The sequence below is a fragment of the Pseudomonas koreensis genome (genome assembly GCF_024169245.1).
GTDB lineage: Bacteria > Pseudomonadota > Gammaproteobacteria > Pseudomonadales > Pseudomonadaceae > Aquipseudomonas > Aquipseudomonas koreensis_F.
Genome location: NZ_JALJWP010000001.1, coordinates 2984845 through 3003262, shown reverse-complemented (window position 1 = coordinate 3003262; position 18418 = coordinate 2984845). Strand labels below are relative to the sequence as shown.

The 18418-nt window shown below is 59.9% G+C and carries 11 protein-coding genes; all 11 read right to left on the bottom strand.

Translation table 11 applies throughout. From position 1 onward, the window contains the following. Window positions 1–2: 2 nt before the first annotated feature. Window positions 3–2918, bottom strand: coding sequence for a glycosyltransferase family 2 protein (locus J2Y90_RS13465; RefSeq protein WP_253500364.1), 2916 nt, complete (start codon window positions 2916–2918; stop codon window positions 3–5). Window positions 2919–2972: 54 nt separating this feature from the next. Beyond that, window positions 2973–3710 carry a cephalosporin hydroxylase family protein gene (locus tag J2Y90_RS13460; protein WP_253500362.1) on the bottom strand — a complete coding sequence of 246 codons (738 nt, stop codon included), beginning with the start codon at window positions 3708–3710 and terminating at the stop codon, window positions 2973–2975. A gap of 17 nt (window positions 3711–3727) precedes the next feature. Next, a complete protein-coding gene (locus J2Y90_RS13455; RefSeq protein WP_253500360.1) occupies window positions 3728–4798 on the bottom strand; it encodes a class I SAM-dependent methyltransferase in 1071 nt (356 codons plus the stop codon). After that, the gene (locus J2Y90_RS13450; RefSeq protein ID WP_253500358.1) at window positions 4788–5660 is read right to left on the bottom strand and encodes an NAD-dependent epimerase/dehydratase family protein; all 873 of its coding nucleotides are present in this window, start codon (window positions 5658–5660) and stop codon (window positions 4788–4790) included. The genes J2Y90_RS13455 and J2Y90_RS13450 overlap by 11 nt, the downstream gene beginning before the upstream one ends. Beyond that, entirely contained in the window at window positions 5657–6217 is a 561-nt protein-coding gene (rfbC, locus tag J2Y90_RS13445) for a dTDP-4-dehydrorhamnose 3,5-epimerase (protein WP_253500356.1), read from the bottom strand. Before rfbC ends, J2Y90_RS13450 begins: the two co-directional genes overlap by 4 nt. Next, on the bottom strand, window positions 6214–7296 hold the full coding sequence (rfbG, locus tag J2Y90_RS13440; protein ID WP_253500354.1) for a CDP-glucose 4,6-dehydratase: 1083 nt from the start codon (window positions 7294–7296) through the stop codon (window positions 6214–6216). Before rfbG ends, rfbC begins: the two co-directional genes overlap by 4 nt. Further along, complete coding sequence (gene rfbF / locus J2Y90_RS13435; protein ID WP_253500352.1) at window positions 7278–8051, bottom strand: glucose-1-phosphate cytidylyltransferase; 774 nt, start codon at window positions 8049–8051, stop codon at window positions 7278–7280. Before rfbF ends, rfbG begins: the two co-directional genes overlap by 19 nt. A 931-nt stretch (window positions 8052–8982) precedes the next feature. Next, a complete protein-coding gene (locus J2Y90_RS13430; RefSeq protein WP_253500350.1) occupies window positions 8983–10917 on the bottom strand; it encodes a calcium-binding protein in 1935 nt (644 codons plus the stop codon). A gap of 154 nt (window positions 10918–11071) precedes the next feature. Then, window positions 11072–14659, bottom strand: coding sequence for a glycosyltransferase (locus J2Y90_RS13425; RefSeq protein ID WP_253500348.1), 3588 nt, complete (start codon window positions 14657–14659; stop codon window positions 11072–11074). 109 nt (window positions 14660–14768) lie between these two features. Continuing rightward, entirely contained in the window at window positions 14769–16337 is a 1569-nt protein-coding gene (locus J2Y90_RS13420) for a flagellar hook-associated protein 3 (protein WP_253500346.1), read from the bottom strand. A 13-nt stretch (window positions 16338–16350) separates the two neighbouring features. Next, window positions 16351–18396: a flagellar hook-associated protein FlgK gene (gene flgK / locus J2Y90_RS13415; RefSeq protein ID WP_253500344.1), complete on the bottom strand. Its 2046-nt coding sequence runs from the start codon at window positions 18394–18396 to the stop codon at window positions 16351–16353. Window positions 18397–18418: the final 22 nt, after the last annotated feature.

Genomic DNA, 18418 nt, shown 5'->3' with positions numbered 1-18418 from the left:
GCTCAGGCGAGCAACTGCGCCCAATTGATCGAGGCGTTTTCGCCCAGGGTAAAACCTTTGCCGGTCAGGGCCAGGTTGGCGTTGTAGGCCGGGTCGTGGGCGAAGGCGTCGGACCACTTTTCACGCAGCGCCGCCAGTGCCGCCGGCGGCTGTGGCAGTTCGCCGGTGTGCAGCACCTGCACCAGTGGCGTCCACACGGTGAGGTAACCGGCCTGCCCGGACTTAAGGCACAGATCGACATCGGCATAACCTTCGGCGAAGGTCGCTTCATCCAGCCCGCCCAAAGCGTTGTACAGCTCTTTGCGAACCATCAGGCACACCTTGGAGACGGCAGAGTAATTCTGCTCGACAGCCAGCCGCTGCATGTAGCCCTCGGCTTTGTGTTTTTCACCTGTGAAAGGCGAACCGACACCGCCGTTCAGGCCGAGAATCAGACCGGCCTGGGCAACCTTGCCATCGCGATCGACTAGTTTGGCGCCGACGACGCCGACTTCCGGGCGCTGGGCATGGTTGAGCAGCGAATCGATCCAGTTCGGGTTGACCACCTCGCTGTCAGCAGCCAGCAGCACCAGGTATTCACCCTGAGCCTGCTCGCTGGCGGCGTTGTACAAAGCGATTTCGCACAGGGGCTGATCGGCACGCAATACATTGACCTTGGCGTGGCGCAGTGTGCCCAGCCAATCGTTGACCTCGGCCGACTGATTGCCGTTGGCTGCCAGCAGCACTTCGTAGCGGCTGTAACGGGTGCGCAGCAGCACGCCTTCGAGGCAGCGACGCAGTGCCGGCAGATCATCAATGACCGGCACAATGATCGACACCAGCGGTTGTTCGGTATGGCGATAATCGATCTGCCAGGTACCCGGCAGCGCCGAGGTGACTTTGGCCTTGTAGCCGCGATTGCCCAAGTGACGCAGCAACGCCTGACGCTCGTGGGCGTTTTCTTCCAGAGGCGCCTGCTCGGTGATCAGCAGCGGCTCGTCGAGATGCGCAAGGCCGTCGAGGCCACCCTGCTCGATGATGCGCAGCAACAGATCGAATTCCAGCGCCTTGCTGAAGTCGGCCTGATAACCGCCAGCGTCAAGCAGCACCTGGCGACGGATCAACCAATGCCGCGCCATCAGCGACGGCACGCTTTGCAGCAGATCAAGATTGAAACCGGGGCGGAACACGTCTATCAGCGCGCCGTTTTCCTTGCGCTGGATTTCATCGGTGGCGACCGCACGCACACTGTCGGCACCCATCAGTTCAAGGCTGGCGCGCAACAGGCCGCTAGCGGTGAACTCATCACCTGCCTGGGCCAACATCAACCAGTCGCTTGGCGACTGCTGAGCGCTCTGGTTGAGTTTGTCGACGAGATTGCCTGGCGTGACGCGGACAAAGTGCAGGGTGTTCTGCGCAGTGGTCGCTGCCGGCGCTTCACCGGTGGTGAACACTACAATCCTGAATGCTTTGCAGTGCCCCTCGACCAAGCTGTCGAGCGACACCTGCAGCTTGTCGATGTCGTTGTCCAGATCAAGCAGGAAGATACCGAACTGCGGGCCACCATCTTCAGCAGCCACGTGTTGGCTGATCGACTCGAGCTGCTCGATGGCAGGTGCACGCGCAGCCAGCCAATGCAACAAACGGCCCGATTGCATCGTGTCGAACGTGAGCTGATGATCGTCGACCGTCAGCGCCTCGAGGCGAGCGATCCATTCATGCATGGCTTGCACCGCCGTCTCGTCACCGAGCACTTGCAGCTGCGCGGCCAGACGTTTGGTAACCACCTGGTTGAACGCATTCAGATCATGCGCCTGCCACAACCGGTCGATCACACTCTCCGGCGTATCGTTATTGCGCGCCTGGAGCAGATGCGCCTGACGCGTCCATACGCCTTCCAGCCCTTCCAGCTGAAGGCGACCCGCCGGCAGGGTGTGCATCATGAATTCAAACTGTTCCAGAAGATCGAAAAACGCCTGGTTGTAGAACGGCATCTCAACGTACTGCAGTGGGCCGAAACGCCGATCAGGCCGCTGCAATTGCTGATTCCAGGTCGACTCGAAAATCAGCTCGGCAGTCAACGCCCGACGGACCGCCAGACTCTCGGCCATCGCCGCAAAGCTCTCCAGAACAAATGCCTTGGCCTGCCCTGCATCGAGGTTCTGGATACCAGTCGGCAGCGAGACGAGGAATTCGGCAAACGCCTCTCGTTCGGCGACCGACTTGCCATCAAGATAGGTCAGCGAGTGATACACGTCGGTATTGTGTTCGGAAACGCCGTAGTTGATCTCGCGTACCACATAGGGAATCGGCAGGATCCGTGCCTTGGCGCTCGCCAGCAGGAAATACACGTGCCCGATTTCCTGCCATTGGAAATTGGTTCCCGGCGGCAATGACGAGTGCCAGATTTTCATCAGATCGGTACGGGTCACCGCGTAAAACGGCGGGATGTACTGACTCATGTAGTCAATGACGCGATCCTGCGCCAGCTCGGATGAATAGTCTTCCTGAACCTTCTTGTCGCGGCGGTAGTAGTTCACGCCATCGGCCTTCGCCAGGTACATCAGGCAATAGCCATGGCACATGCCATAGTCACGATTGGCCAGAAGAAAGCCGACAGACTCGCAGAGCGAATCGAACACGATGAAATCGTCATCCGCCGCCAGCACCATGTATGGCGTGGTCAGTTGCTCGACGCCATAGGCCAGTTTGGCCTGCATCCCCCAGTAGGCGAATTGCGGCACATGATGATAATCGACGGCGGAAAAATCGCCTTCCGGGCGTTCCGGCGTGGAATCCAGCACCATGATCCGGCAGGGCAAGCTGCTGTAATACTTCACCGCACGGCGCAGGAACGCCGGCCGGTTGTGAGTAATCAGCACCACCGTCAACAACTCGTTGAGCGGTAGCGTCAGTTCAGAACTGTACTTGCCTTGCATAACTTCTCTCCACAACCGGCGACTCGCCGAAACAACGCTGGGTAATGTTGCGAATTAACGAACGCGGCGCAGATAACCGTCCGGCGCCACGGTGATCAGCAGTTTGTTCTGCATCTGCCGATCGATCTCGAAATCCTTGTTCTCTTCCAGGTATTTCCACACGGCGGTTTTCGGGTTATCGCCATGACCCCACGGGCGATCCGGAAAAAAGTCCGCCGGCATGTCTTCAACCACGGTGTCCATCACCACGCAGTAGCTGCCCACCGAAACCAGCGGCGCGTACAAGCGCAGCTCCTCGAGTACGTGGTCGTGGGTATGGTTGGAATCGAGGACCAGAATCACTTTCTTGCCCTCGGCAATCGCGCGGACTTTCTGCGCGGTCGCTTCATCGATACTCGAACCTTCGATCATCTGGATGCGCTTGGCCATCGGGTGGCTTTCGATGGCCTCACGGTTGTGCGGGCGAATATCGAGGTCGATACCCAGCACTTCGCCGTGGCCTTGCAGCTCCAGCAACGAGGCGTAGTAGATGATCGAACCGCCGTGGGCGATGCCGCATTCGATGACCAGGTCCGGTTTGACCTGCCAGATGATCTCTTGCATGGCCATCATGTCTTGCGGCAACTGGATGATCGGACGGCCCATCCACGAAAAGTGATAGCTGTATTTATGGCGGGCCGATTCGTTGAAGAAATCCCGGGCCAGTGCTACCACTTTCTGGTCATTACCCTGGCGCGCGATCTCTTGCTGGCATTCGTTTTCGAAGGCTTGATGGATGCTGTTTTCGGTCATCTTGATAATCTCAACGGTCACTGGAACGAAGCGCTGTCGACGGCGTGATAGACGTAGCGTCCACCGGTCATCCGCTTGATCTCTTCGAGGTAATTGGAATTCATCACAAACAGATTGGCGCCTTCAGGCAAGGCATCGATGACCTCCTGTGGTGAGGAAACCCGCGCGCCACTGAGGGGCAGATAACGGCCCTGCTTGGCCGGATTGATGTCGACGACGTGATCGACCGCCACACCGGCGCGCTGCAAGGCCAGTGAATAGATCACGCCCTTGGACGAAGCGCCCCAAATGGCCGAGCCCTGTGTGGGCGCTGCTTGAATGATCTGCACGGCGCGATCGAGACTGGCGGTAAAGGTGGTCGACAGCGTCAGCAAGGACGGCGTCTCGACCGCCGCCCGTTGCAGCGTCGAGAGATCGGCAACGATGTAGAGATATTGGCCACCGAACAGATGCCCGGCCTCGAGCACGCTGCCGAACATGGCGCGCAAGTCGGCGAGACGGAAGTAATTGACGTGCTCATAGAACACGTCGAACCAGGCATTGTGCTCGACGATCCAGTCAAAGCACGGCACTTCGATATAGATCTGCCCGCCCTGATTGGCCGCAGCCATTTGCGCAAGAAACGCCAGCGGATCGCTGATGTGTTCCAGCACATGACGCAACACGATCGCATCCGCCGCCAACCCCAGCTCGCGGGTGAACGGTGCCTTGATCACGTCAGGATTGTCGCCTTCGTAAGAAGGATCGATGCCGGTAATGGCGTAGCCCTTCTCCCGGAGCATTTCGAGGAAATAGCCTTTGCCGCAGCCGACTTCAATCAGGGTCTGGCCCTTGAAGTGCCGGGCGAGGATCGCTTCGACGGCATTGAGGTGCGCCTGAAACTGCACCGAGTGCGCCTGTTCGTTCTGATAGTCGGCGTCATAGCTCAGCTTGTCGGCATCGAAGGCCTGGTTGAAGATCAACCCGCTTTGGCTGTCCTGTACCAGAACAATGTCTGCCGCCCCAGAGGCCCGCGCCTCTTCGGCGCTGGCAAACGTGCGGTTCTGCAACACCGGCAGTCCGGTCGCCCGATAAAGCTCATGCAGCATGTTCTTGCCCCTTCAGTTGCGAGATCCGCTGGGCATCACCCCAGAACGCCATGGGCTCATGGGCGGAATAACCGTAATGGCCCAGATTCAGCTTGATGGCGGACTGGCGCTCGCGAACACGCTGTTCAACCAGCGCGCGTACGGAAATCGGCCGGCCGCTACAGCAGTTGGTGACGCCGTCGACATCAGGCCGGCCGATCAGCGAAGCCAATTGCGCGGCCGCCTCGGTGATCTGCAGATAATCACGGAGCTGGTCGCCCATCGACATATTGAACTGCGCCTCACCGCCATCGATGGCGCGGTCGAGGCTGGCCAGCAGGCTGTTGCTGTTCTGCCCTTCGCCATAAAGGTAAAACAACCGCGCCCATTGCAGGGTGAACGCCTGCTCGCGCTGCAATGCTTCGAGAAACCGGCGCAAGGTGTGCTTGGCCAGTCCGTAAGGGGTGCAGGGTTGGGGCGAAACCGACTCGGTCAACGGGCCGCTTTGCAAGCCGTATTCAAAGCAAGTGCCGGTGACCAGCACCTGGCCCACGCCCGCAATCACTGCTCGCTTGAGAAACGCATAATCGGCCGGCAGGTTGCGCTCGAAGTGGAACAGCGCCTGATAGTTTGGCAAGCCGCTCCAGGCCAGATGTGCGACGACATCCACGCCTTCAACCAAGCGCTCGACATCAAGGTCTGGCGCATGCAGATCGGCGGCGACAAATTCCACCTGCGCGAACCACGGCAAACTGCGAGCCGAGTCGAGGGTGCGCGCAACCGCACGCACTTTGAAGCCTTTGGAAAGCAAAGCGCTGACCAAGTGGCGACCGACGAAGCCGGTGGCGCCAGTGACCAGCACAGTGGTGGTGGTCGCCGTCAAAGCTCGACTCCCTGAAACTGTTTGTCGAGCAGCGGATGACTGGAATCCTTGGCTGACAAATTCTTGACGGGCAGCGGCCATGCGATCGCGAGTGCCGAATCAAGGGCCGACAAACCCGCTTCATGCTCCGGCGCGTAGTCGGCATCGGTGAGATACAGCACTTCCGATTCATCGGTCAGTGACTGGAAGCCGTGGGCGAAACCGGCAGGAATCAAAAAGCTCCGACCATCGTCGGCGCGCAGCTCTTGCGCATGCCAGTGCAGATACGTCGGCGATTGCGGACGCAAGTCGACCGCCACATCCCAGACAGCGCCGCGCACGCAGGTGATGAGTTTGGATTCGGCATACCCGGCCTTCTGAAAATGCAGACCGCGTACGCTACCTTCCCCAACCGTGCGCGAATGATTGATCTGGCGGATCGCAAAAGGACGACCCTGGGCGGTCAGACGGCTCTGGCAGAACAGCCGGGCGAAACGCCCGCGCTCATCGCAGAAGACTTTCTGCTGGATGAGGTACAGGCCCTCCAACGGCGTTGTTTGCAGGGTGTAATCGCTCATGAACGCTCTCTGTACAGATTCAATTGGTTCAAGGTAACGGCGCGCATGTCATCGCCGTGTTGCCACGCCAGGTGCCAGTCGAGGGTCTGCGTCAGGCATTGTTCCAGCGTCCAGCGCGGCTTCCATCCAAGCATCTGCCGCGCGCGGCTGCTGTCCAGACGCAGCAAACCGGCTTCGTGCAGTTCACTGGGCTCGATACGCAGACCGCGGGCCTGCGGCCAACGGTTGGCGAGCAGTTCGACCACTTCGCCGACGCTGCACATATCGGCCTCACCGGGGCCGAAGTTCCACGCGCCGGCGTATTCCGGGCCGTATTCGTAGAGGCCGGCCGCCAATTGCAGATATCCGGCCAGTGGTTCCAGCGCGTGTTGCCAAGGGCGCACCGCTTGGGGGTAACGCAGGGTCACTGGCTCGTCGGCGGTCCATGCTTTCAATACGTCGGGAATCAGTCGCTCTGGCGCAAAATCACCACCGCCCAGTACATTGCCAGCGCGTGCGGTAGCCAGGGCCAGACCGTGTTCGGCATGTTTGTCCGCCGGGAAAAACGACGCGGCATAGGACTGCGCGAGCAATTCGCAGCAAGCCTTGCTGCTGCTGTAAGGATCGTGGCCACCGAGGGCTTCGTCTTCGCGGTACGGCCACAGCCATTCCTTGTTGGCGTAGACCTTGTCGGTAGTGACCAGCACGCAGGCCCGCACGCCGCCAACCTGACGAATCGCTTCGAGCAGGTTCAGCGTGCCCATGACGTTGCTGGAGTAAGTGCCGAGCGGATCGCGATAGCCTTCGCGCACCAACGGCTGGGCCGCCAGATGCAGAACGATTTCCGGCTCGGTCTCGGCGATGATCTCCAGCAAGGCGCCGAGGTCACGCAAATCCCCGCGTTGATCGTTGATGCCTTCGTGCACGCGCGCCAGGTCGAACAGGCTCGGTTCAGTCGAAGGGTCCAAAGAAAAACCGCTGACTTGCGCACCAAGGCTTTGCAGCCAAAGGGTCAGCCAACTGCCTTTGAAACCGGTGTGTCCGGTGACGAGAACGCGCTTGCCACGCCAGAAATCCGCACTCAGGCCCATTGCTTCCATGGGGCCTCCCCGCTCTGCCACAGCGCTTCGAGATGGTTCTTGTCGCGCAGGGTGTCCATGGGTTGCCAGAAGCCCGAGTGTTCGTAGGCATGCAGTTGTTCCAGTTCGGCCAGTTGCATCAACGGTTCGGCTTCCCAACTGGTCGCATCGCCGGCGATGTAAGGCAGCACCTGCGGAGAGAGCACGAAGAAACCGCCATTGATCCAGCCGCCGTCACCTCGCGGCTTCTCGGTGAAGCCCATGACTTGGTGGCCTGTGCGTTGCAATGCGCCGTAACGGCCGGGCGGCTGCACGGCCGTTACGGTTGCGAGCTTGCCATGCGCTTCGTGAAAACGGATCAGAGCGCCGATATCGATATCCGAGACGCCGTCGCCGTAGGTAAAGCAAAAGGCTTTCTCGTCCTTGACATAAGGCGCAGTGCGCAAAAGCCGGCCACCGGTCATGGTTTCTTCGCCGGTGTCGACCAGCGTGACGCTCCACGGCTCACTGTAATTCTGGTGCACCTCCATGCGGTTCTCGCGCATGTTGAAGGTGACGTCGGAGGTGTGCAGGAAGTAGTTGGCGAAGAAATCCTTGATCGCATAACCCTTGTAGCCCAGGCAAATGACGAAGTCGTGAATTCCGTGGGCGGAATACTGCTTCATGATGTGCCAGAGAATTGGCTTGCCGCCGATCTCGATCATCGGCTTGGGCTTGAGGTGCGACTCTTCACTGATGCGCGTGCCGAGGCCACCCGCCAAAATAACTGCCTTCATCGTCTCACCTCTTGTTCTTCACCGGGCTGCGCGCAGCTTGCTTGAGCGTTGCGGGCCTTCTGGCTCAACCTTTTGCCGATCCGGGCGCAGGTGGAGTGACCGCTAGCGCTCGTTTTATGGCGATTTGCGGGGGACTTGCAGGAAACGCGCCAGCTCACAGCCGAGGTGGCGGGGAACGCGCTGAGGATTTTGATTGGGGCATATCCGTTAATGCGGGTGCTGCCGCTGGCGGTTTCGCTCTCACACAGCGAGTCACTTTTCCAGACGCCGGAATGCCGGCCCAGCGAAAAGCAAGCAAAAGGCTTTGCCCCGACATTCGGCCCGCTCGCTGAAGCTCGGGGTACCTTCGTTACGGGACCGATCCGGGCGCAGCCTGCCGAAGGGGCAAAAGATCAAGAGCCCCTCACCCTAGCCCTCTTCCAGAGGGAGAGGGGACTGACCGAGGTGTTTGCGCGGGGTACGCCGACGTGAGATACCGAGTTGAATGCAGGTTTTGAACACTCCACAAATCGGCCCCCTCTCCCTCGGGAGAGGGCTGGGGTGAGGGGCAAATCCACCACAAGACCAAAGCCCGATCACCCACTCCTAACCACTGCATACAATGAGCGCAAGCTCGACTACCGCTTTTGATCTTGATCCACGGGCGACTTCGGAAGGCTGAGTGGAGGGATCGATCCCGCAGCGAAGGAACCCGAGCCTGCGAGGGCCGAACGCAGGAGCAAGCCTTTTTGGGTACTTTTTTCTGGGCCGGCATTCCGGGCGTCTGGAAAAAGTGCCTCGCCGTAAGGGCGAAACCGCCAGTAGCAACACCCGCAAAAACGGATATTCACCCAAAACCCCGAGAGCCTGGTCGGCCCAAAAACCGCCAAGCCCAAAAACAAAAAAGGGATGAATCCAACGACCCATCCCTTATTTCAACGATGCGCAAAAACTACCCGAACAGCGCAAACCCGTCACCACCCACCGGCAGCTCATACATCTGACCATCGGCCGTCTGAACATGCTCGATGGTCGCAAACCCCGCATACCAGTCCACCAGCCGCACACCATTGTCCGGCACGCCCCTGCTACCATCATTGGCACTGTGCAGATAAACGTCATCGCCAACACGGGTCACGCTCAACTGACTGGCGTCAGCGATCGTGTTCAGAATCAGCGTGTCGTTGGCATCCAGCCCTTCATCCTTGATGGTCACCAAGGCAGACGTGTCCACCACATAGGTATCATCGCCCTGCTCGCCAAACCCGCTGCCGCCCAGGCCCGACGGGCCGGCACCATTGAAGATCAACACGTCGTTGCCCTGCCCACCATAGGCCACGCCCCGCCCGAGGGTAATGTTGTCATTGCCTTCATCGCCACTGACCCAGGTAAACAGACCATCGCGCGCAGCTATGATGACGTCATCGCCCGAGCCACCGAACAAGGTGTCGGACTGCCCGGCTGCATCGACACCGGATGCCAGACCACCGTAGATGTGATCGTTGCCATCGCCACCCTGAATCTGGTCGTCACCACCGCCGCCTTCAAGGACGTTGTCACCCCACTCACCTTCCAGAACATCATTGAACTGGCTGCCGCGCAGGCCTTCGATGTCGATGTAGACGTCATGGAAGGCGATACCGCTCTGCGCGCCCCATTTCAGCGAGGCGCTCAAGCCTTCAGCGCTGTCGTCATAGCTGACGATGTCGAGGCCCGCACCACCTTCAAAGTTATCGGCCCCCGCCCCACCCAGCAGCACATCGTTCCCGGCCCCGGAAACGATCGTGTTGTCCCCGTCATTGCCGTAACCGGTGAAATCGCTGCTGCCGGTATAGGTCAACCGCTCAACGAACGCACTCAGCCTCAACTCGGACAGGCTGGTGTACACATGATCGGTACCACCCATGAAGCTGTCGTCTTCTTCGACAGTCACGCCGGTGCTGTTGATCGTATAAACGTCATCACCGATATCACCAGCCACCTTCACACCACTGGCGTTGACGACAAAACGATCGGCGCCGGAGGAACCGATGACCTCTTCCACATTGAGCAGCGTGTCACCTGCAAGGTTGCTGCCATTGCCGATCACGACATTGGCCACGTCGAAGGCGTAGCGGTAACTCACCGTGTCGTAGCCATGCGCACCATCGATGCTCATCGAGTCCTTATGACGATAAAACACATCATCGAAGCCCGAGCCCTGAAGCGCTTCGATGCCGGTAAAAATATCGCCATAGGCGATGGTCAGGCCGTCATGGTTGGTGAAGTCTTCGACTCGTACCCCTTCAAGGCTGTCGCTGTAGCTGACGGTGTCATAACCGTCCCCCCCGACGAAATGATCTGCACCATCACCACCCCACAGCCAGTCATTACCGGCACCAGCGATGATCTCGTTGTCGGTGTCACTGCCGTAAGCCTTGAAATCACCGGTACCCGTGAAGGTCAGTTTCTCGACGAAGCCGACCATCTTGATGCTGTTGAGGCTGGTGCGCAGTTCGTCGTAGCCGCCCCAGTCCTCCTCGACGATGGTCACGTCTTCAGCGCTGACGATGTAGACATCGTCACCGCTGCTGCCTTCCAGCATCACGCCGGCTACCGAACTGGTGAACGTATCGTTGGAAAACGTCCCGACGATCTTCTCAACGGACACCAGCGTATCGAGCTTGCCGTCGGGGCCGGCGACGGTACTTGTACCGTCGGCCAGTTCGACGTTGATTCCAGAGGTTATTGCGTAGTAATTCGCGGTATCGAAGCCGTCCCCGCCATCAAGCTCATCCGATCCTGTACTTGCCAGCAGGACATCATCCGCCTCCAGTCCATAGAGTTGGTCATTGCTGCCGGTGCCCAGCAGGACATCCGCTTCACTCGTTCCATTCACAATTGTCATTACATCTTCCTTGCGTGGTTGTTGAAACCGGATCTGTCAGTGCGGGCGCTGCCCGTCCGGAGCGCATTCGCTCGCTGATCGACTCAAACAAATCAATGAACATGTGAAAAAGGCGACCCGAGAGATCGCCTTTCAATGAAGCCTTGCGGACAATTCAATCCGCCAGCCAGCCATACTCCCAATGGCGCAAGTTATCGCCGCGCAGAACATAGTCTCGCAGCACCACCTCACGCAACTCATCGCCCATGCGATAGCTGGCATCCGGATCAGCCAGATGCATGCGGATCGCTTGCAGCCACTCATCGGTCGTGTTGGTCTTGACCCGCGTACACGGCAAGTAGCCGCGATAAGCCTCGGTATCGGTGCAGACCACCGGAAAACCGCAGGCGCCATACTCGAGCAGCCGCAGATTGCTCTTGCAATCGTTGAAGATGTGGAACTCCAACGGCGCCAAAGCCAGATCAAGGTTCAGGCTGGCCAGTTTTGCCGGATACACATCCAGGGGAATCACGCCATGAAACTCATGCATGTACGGCAGCAAGTCATCCGGGCACATGCCGAAGAAAACCCAGTCGACTTCGTTGGCCAGTTCGCGCACCACCTCGGCAATCACCGCCAGATCGCCATGGTGACTGGTCCCACCGCCCCAGCCAACACGCGGTTTTTTCGAGGTGCGGCGCTGGCTGCGCAGGTGTCCCCATAAATCCTGAGCCAACATGTTCGGCACCACGCGTATGTCGTGGTGCATGTCCGACAGTGCGTTGGCCAGCGGCGCTGTTGAAACGACCACGCGATCACACAGGCCGATCGCCCGGCGAACCATGCGCTCCATGTCTGGCTTGCCCGGCATGTTGCGAATGTGTGCGTTGCGATGGGGAACATCGATCACATAGTCGTCGAGTTCGAAAATCCGTCTGGCGTTGAAGAACTTCTTCAGCGGCGGGATCTCATCAATGGCGTGCTCTGAGTAGCGCCCCTGCAGGACAATCACGTCGGGCGCCTGCCGCTCGATATCGATGATCGACGGTAAGCCGTAGCAGACTCGCCCCTCCACCCGGTTGGCCGCTTCCAGTTCAATCATTGGCTGACTCATGCGGTAATGGCCGATCGCAGAGGCGTTGATCGGAACCGCGAGCACGTTCGGCAGTTGTGCCTTGGAGAACGCGCTCCAGCCGGTACGCAGGCCCGGTTCAAGGCTGAAGTTGGTGGCGCCAACGCCCTGCAAGGTCAGGTTGACGTTATAGGCCGGATCGCGCGCGACCAGTGGTAGCCAGCGTTGATAGAAGATGTCCTTCTCCTCGGCGTGCTGCGCTTGCTCTTGCTCCGTCGCCGCGATAACTGGCTGCGTGCCCACCGCCAGCACGGCGTGTGGGTTCATCACCACCAGATAACCGTCGCGGCCAATGCGCAGGCATAGATCCACGACATTGAGCGTTTGCTTGAAATCCTGCTCGTCCAGGCCGCCGGCCGCTTCGAATACCGATTTGCGAATCATCAGGCAGTCGCCACCGACCGCGCTCAGATCATGCACAGCTTGCAGTCGATGCATATACCCGTCCGACTGCATCGGCTGGCCGTAGAACGGCAGTCCCGCCGGACCATTCAGCCCCAGGATGAGACCGGCGTGCAGCACGCCACCGTCCGGGTTGAACAGCTTGGCGCCAACCACTCCGACTTCAGGGCGTTGTGCATGATTGAGCAGTTCGTCGAGCCAGTCGGCCTGGGTGATTACCGCAAAGGCGTTGAGCATCAGCACGTACTCACCGCGCGCCTGGCGCGCGGCGAAGTTGTGCACCGCAGCGGCATTGTCCTTTTGCGCATACCGCAGCACGCGAATCCGATCGCTGCCCAACTGCGCCATGCCGTTCAGCCACGCCAGCGCTTCAGCGCTTTCGCTGCCGTTGTCGACCAGGAGCAATTCGTACTCGGTGTAGGCGGTTTTCTCCAGCAGCGTTTCGACACAGCGCTGCAAGGCGGCAGTCTGGTCCTGAGTGACGATGATCACCGACACCAGAGGGCGCTGCGCGTGACGGTAGTCGACACGATTGAGCAGTCCGTTCTGGCGGATTTCATGAGCAATGCCGAGGCGCTGCAGATGCGCCTCGAGAATTCGCCGACTTTGCTCCACCACGCCAGGCTCGGTGAGCCATTGCGACAGGTCGAACTTCGACTCCAGCAATACCTCGGCGATATGTCCGACAACCTGCAGGCCATCGCTTTCGACCATCCGCCAGAGCATGTCGTGTGGCGCCAGTTCGGCGAACGCTGGCGCAAATCCACCGAGCGCGAGAAAGCGTTCGCGCTGGAATGCCAGCGCTCGGCCGACGTATGGATAACTGCGCATGAGGTCGAGGTTGAAGTCCGGTTTGAACGCCGGCTCCGCCGATTCGCCGTCGCGCAGGCTGCCTTCATCACTGTACAGACACGTCAGTGACCGCGAATGCGCGATGCGATCGGCCATCACCAGCAACGCCGGTGCCACCGGGCGATCTCCCGGTTGCAGCAGATAGAACCAGTCGGCGCCTTCGAGTTGCGGTAAAAGCGCATTGATCTGCTCCAGACCGTCATCCTGCAACGGCATGTGGAACACCCGATCCTGCAACACTGCTTCGGTACAGGCTACGGACAATACCAGCACCAGCTCCGGTGGATAGTCCTGTGCAGCGAGGGCTTGCAGGGTGCGCTCGAGACCGTCACGGCTGCCCTGTGCATCGATAATGATCGGTACGATTCTCGGCTGCTGCGGCCAGCCAGCAAGGGTTTCCGGCAACCATTGGCGCTGCGTCTCGGTCAGCACCCGACACGCCAGCCACTGCGCATAGAGCTCGCCGAAACTGAAGCTGTCGACACCCACGCCCAGTTCCTGGCGGCTTTGCTTGGTACCAAGGGTACGGCTCAGCGGCAGTTCTTCCCAAACGCGAGGCGACTCGTCGGCCCTGGTCAGTCGCACGTAGCGAACCCAGCCCTTGGCGGGCGCCGACTCGCCGCTGCGTACTTTGAGCATTTGCGAAAGCCACTCGCGCTCAACCTCGGCAGCATCCTTCATCGGTTGCTGCGCGCTCAGGCGCTCAGGGTAAAGTCGCTCGGCGCTCAGGACATTGTTCGAGGTCACCATGTTGCCGCGCCGCAACAGACACACATACAAGGCAAAATCCAGGGTCGCGACGAAGCATGCACCTGCTTCAGTCAGAGCGGGCAACAGTTCGGCGACATCGGCACGCCGGAACAACGCACTGCTGAAGCCGCCGAGGACGTTGACCGGGAATTTTTCGAAAATGCTCAGCACATCGTCGCCTTTGAGCAAGGCACTCACGGGTGATAGCGAGCTGTTTTCCAAACGGGCCGGCAGAATGATGTCGTTGGCGTCCCACAGCAGCCGCTGAGCGATCACCAGACTGACTTCTTCGCGCTGTAACTCATGGGCTTGCTGTTCGATGCAGGCCGAATAGAGCAGGTCATCGTCACAAAGGAATTTGATGAACTCGCCGCGCGCTTGTTCGAGGCAGACTTTCAGGTTGCCCACCAGTCCCAACGTCTGTGGGTTGCGCACGTAGCGCACCTGGGCCCCGGTTTGCTCCATGACCAGGCTGACAATGTCCTTGATCTCGTCGCCACGACTGTCATCGCACACGACGATGTCGAGATTGCTGTAAGTCTGGCTGACGGCACTGTTCAGCGTGCGCTCGAAAAAGCGCGGATTGAACGCAGGAATGGCAATGCTGACGAGGGGGAGTGAATTCACGGCGGGCTCACAGGCGGTACGAGCCCGCTCGGAAAAACGAGCCCTTGATACCGCAAAAAATCATTGACAGAGGGACAACGTTAGCGAGCGCTCACGCGCCCGCCAACCATCAGATCTTGTTGAACAGACCCAACTGACTGATCTTGCTGAACGCCAGTTGCGCGGCCTGCAGCATGGTCTGTTGCAGGGTCAGACGAGTCATGACTTCAGCCGGATCGGAATCACGGATCGAACCCTGGGTGGTGCTGTTCGCCGTGGTCAGGCTGTCGTTGGTGATGGCCTGCATGTCCAGCGCCTGACCGCGGGCACCAATGGTGGTGACTGCGGTGCCGATCTGATTGGCGGCGGCATCGATGTTACCGAGGCCTGCCTCCATCGCACCCTGCAATTTCTGCTTGGCAACCGGATCGCCATCGACCGGCGTGTTCAGCGCGGTGATCATCTGGCCCAGGGTGTCGAGCACGTTCTGGGTCTGGTGATTGTTCGGCTGGATCGAGAACTGATCACCCGTTGCCGGCGTGTTGCCCAGTGCGAAAGTCACACCGGCAGCCGTCGCGTTACCACCCACTACCGTGCCCGAGGAAACCGGCTTGCTGTCGGCCGTCACTGGCGCGGCATACAGATCGAAATCGGTGGCACTGGTGAACTTGAGGACGGCGCCGCCCTGCGGGAAGGCTGCGGTGTAGGCCGCCTGATCGGTGATGGTCGAACCGGTGATCACGCTGGTCGACGGGTTACCCGGATTACGCGTGGTGGTGAACGAGTCCGGCGAGGCCGACAGCTGGAAACTGTGCCCGGCAATGACCGCGTCCGGGTTGGTGTCACCGGCCTTCAGGTTGACGTTCAGCTTGAGGTCGACGCCGCGGAAACTGACGGTCTGATTGGCGCCGCTGCTGTTGCTGATCAGGCCATTCTGGCTCGCCTCGGCGGTCACATCGTTGCCCAGGGCATCGGTGATTTTCAGCTGGGTGCTGCTGACGAAATCGATGGTATACGGCTGGCCTGCGGTGAACTTGGCATCGTAGGTGGCGGCGGTGCCGACGGTGCCGTTGGAAAGCACGACACGGCCGTCATCCACGGCTGGTGCAGTCATTTTGGTGTTGGTGCGACCGGTGTTGATGGTCTGCTGGAAGGCGTCCCAACCGGTGGTGTTGGTGCCCACGGTCATGCCGTCGCCGATGCCCAGATTGATGGTGGTCTGGTCGCCGTTGTAGGTGAAAGTGCCGTCAGCATTCTTCGAGTACGGTGCGGTATCGGTTTTCGAACCGGAAAACAGGTAGTTGCCGTTGGCATCCTTGGCGTTCATCAGCCCCAGCACTTGTTGCTGGATCTCGCCCATTTCCGAGGCGTAAGCCTGGCGATCCTTGTCGGTGATGGTGCCGTTGTTCGCAGCCAGCGCAAGTTCCTTGGCACGGGCCAACGCCGTGGTGATCGAGTCCAGCGTGGACTCCTGCACATTCAACGCGCTTTTGGTGGTATCGACGTTGGTCTTGTACTGATCAAGCATCGCCGCCTGTTGACCCAGCTGCAGCAAACGTCCGGCCCCGATCGGATCATCGGCGGCGGTGTTGATGCGCTGCAGGCTGCTCGCCTCGCTCGCGGTGGCGACGGCCTTGTTGAAGTTACGCTGATAATCCGAAGCTTGCGTTCCGTAATACTGGGCGGTGGAAATGCGCATGAATTACGACTCCTTAAAGGCTGTTGATCAGCGTAGCAAAAGTTTCCTGCGCAGCTTTGATGATCTGCGAAGACGCTGTGTAGTACTGCTGGTACTTGACCAGGTTGCCGGTTTCTTCATCCAGGTTGACCCCGGACAACGAATCGCGGGCACCCTTGGCGTTCTCCAGAATCGCCGTGGTTGCGGCGCTGTCGGACTTGCCTTGAGCGGTCTTGGTACCGACGTTGGTCACCAGGGTGTTGTAGGCGTCGGTCAGGCTGATGCCCTTGCTCGCCGAACCGGTGTCCACGGTCTGTTTGGTTTGCAGGGCAACCAGTGCCTGGGCGTTGCGGTTGTCCGAAGACGCCGCGCCGGTCAGGTTCATGGTGAACGTCTCGCCGGATTTCGGCGTGCCGCCCACGGTGGTCTGTACGGTGAAGGTCTTCTGCACGTTCGGCGTGACCGTGGTGTCCATCACCGGGTTGCCGCTGGCATCGACGATGCCGACTTTCAGGTTCAGCGTGTTCGACTGGCCAGGCACGATGGTGCCGGTGCCGATGGTCGCGCCCTTGGCATCCACCAGATTGTATGACTGGCTGCCGCCGCTGGCTGCGCCGAATACCAGTTTGACCGGCGTTGAATTCTTCAACGCCGCCTGCATGTCAGCCTGGGCGGTCGGGTTGTAGATGTCGATCTTGTCGCTGAGCGTCGGCTGGGTGTAATTGCCCAGGCCGTTGGCGCTGGCGACGCCGGTCAAGGGACCTGCCGCCGCGATTTTCTTCGGATCGCTGAGCACCGTCTGAATGCTCGCCGCCGCGTTGCGGGTCGGCGTGACTTTGAACGAGTCACCTGCGCTCAGCGCGCCACCCTTCAGCGCCAGGGTGAAGCCATCGATCACTGGCGGCGGATTGGTCGTGGTGCTGAATGCGCCCAGATCGGTGCCGTCGGAACGTTTGACGGTGTAGTCGGTGGCGCTGGTGAAGGTCACCTGATAATCGCTGGTGGTCAGCTTGCCGGTGTCCTTGATGGTCACATCGAGGTTGCCGGAGCCGGCGCTGTTGCCGTCCTTCGCAATGCTGCGCTGACTGATCAGCGCGGCACTGTTGATGTTGTTGAAAATCGCCGCGCCGAAGTCACCGTTCTTGTCGATGCCTTGGGCTTGCTGGCTGTTGATCTGATCGGCAATCACCAGGGCCACGCGACCGAGCTCGTTGAGGGACGGGTCGAGGACTTCCTTGCGATAGGTCAGCAGGCCACCGATTTCGCCACCGCTGATCACGGAGGTGATGTCGATGGTGCTCGAACCGCGATCCATCTGGATCGCCATGCGCGACGGGTCGGTCTTGCTCGCGACCATGCTCAGGCTGTTGGTGGTGTTGCCGATGACCAGAGGCTGACCGCTGCCGACATAAATGTCGAAGCTGGTGCCGCGCTCGACGACCTGGGCGCCGGTCAGCTCGGAGAGCTGACGCACCGCTTCGTTACGGCTGTCGAGCAGGTCGTTCGGCGCCCCGCCACTGGTGGAGATTTCGCCGATCTTCTGGTTGAGATTGGCGATCGCCGTGGCGAGTTTGTTCACCTGGGCGGTCATGTCGCCGAGGCTGCCGTTGATCGTGGTGTTCTGATCGTTGAGCTGTTTGGCCAGGGTATTGAACCGGCTGGTCAGCGCCTGTGCGCCGGTCAGCACCGACTGACGCGAAGTGTCATCGGTGGCCGACGTCGATACGCCCTGCATCGAAGTGAAGAATTTCTGCAGCACCCCGGTCAGGCCGGTGTTGGTGTCCGACAGAATGGAATCCAGCGGCGTCGCCTGCTTAAGGAACGCGGCCGATTCGCTATCCAGCGAAGTCGCGGTGTGCAGCTGCGACTCCAGATAGGAGTTGTACACCCGACGCACGTCGGCCAGGGTCGTGCCCGTGCCGATGAAAACGTTGCCGTACTGCTGCGAGGACTTGGTGCCCTGCACGGTTTGCTGACGTGAATAACCGGCGGTGTCGACGTTGGCAATGTTGTTGCCTGTCGTAGCCAGAGAGGACTGGCTGGCCGACAGTCCCGACATCCCGATATTGAGCAAACTCATGGTTCAGACCTTATTACCTGGT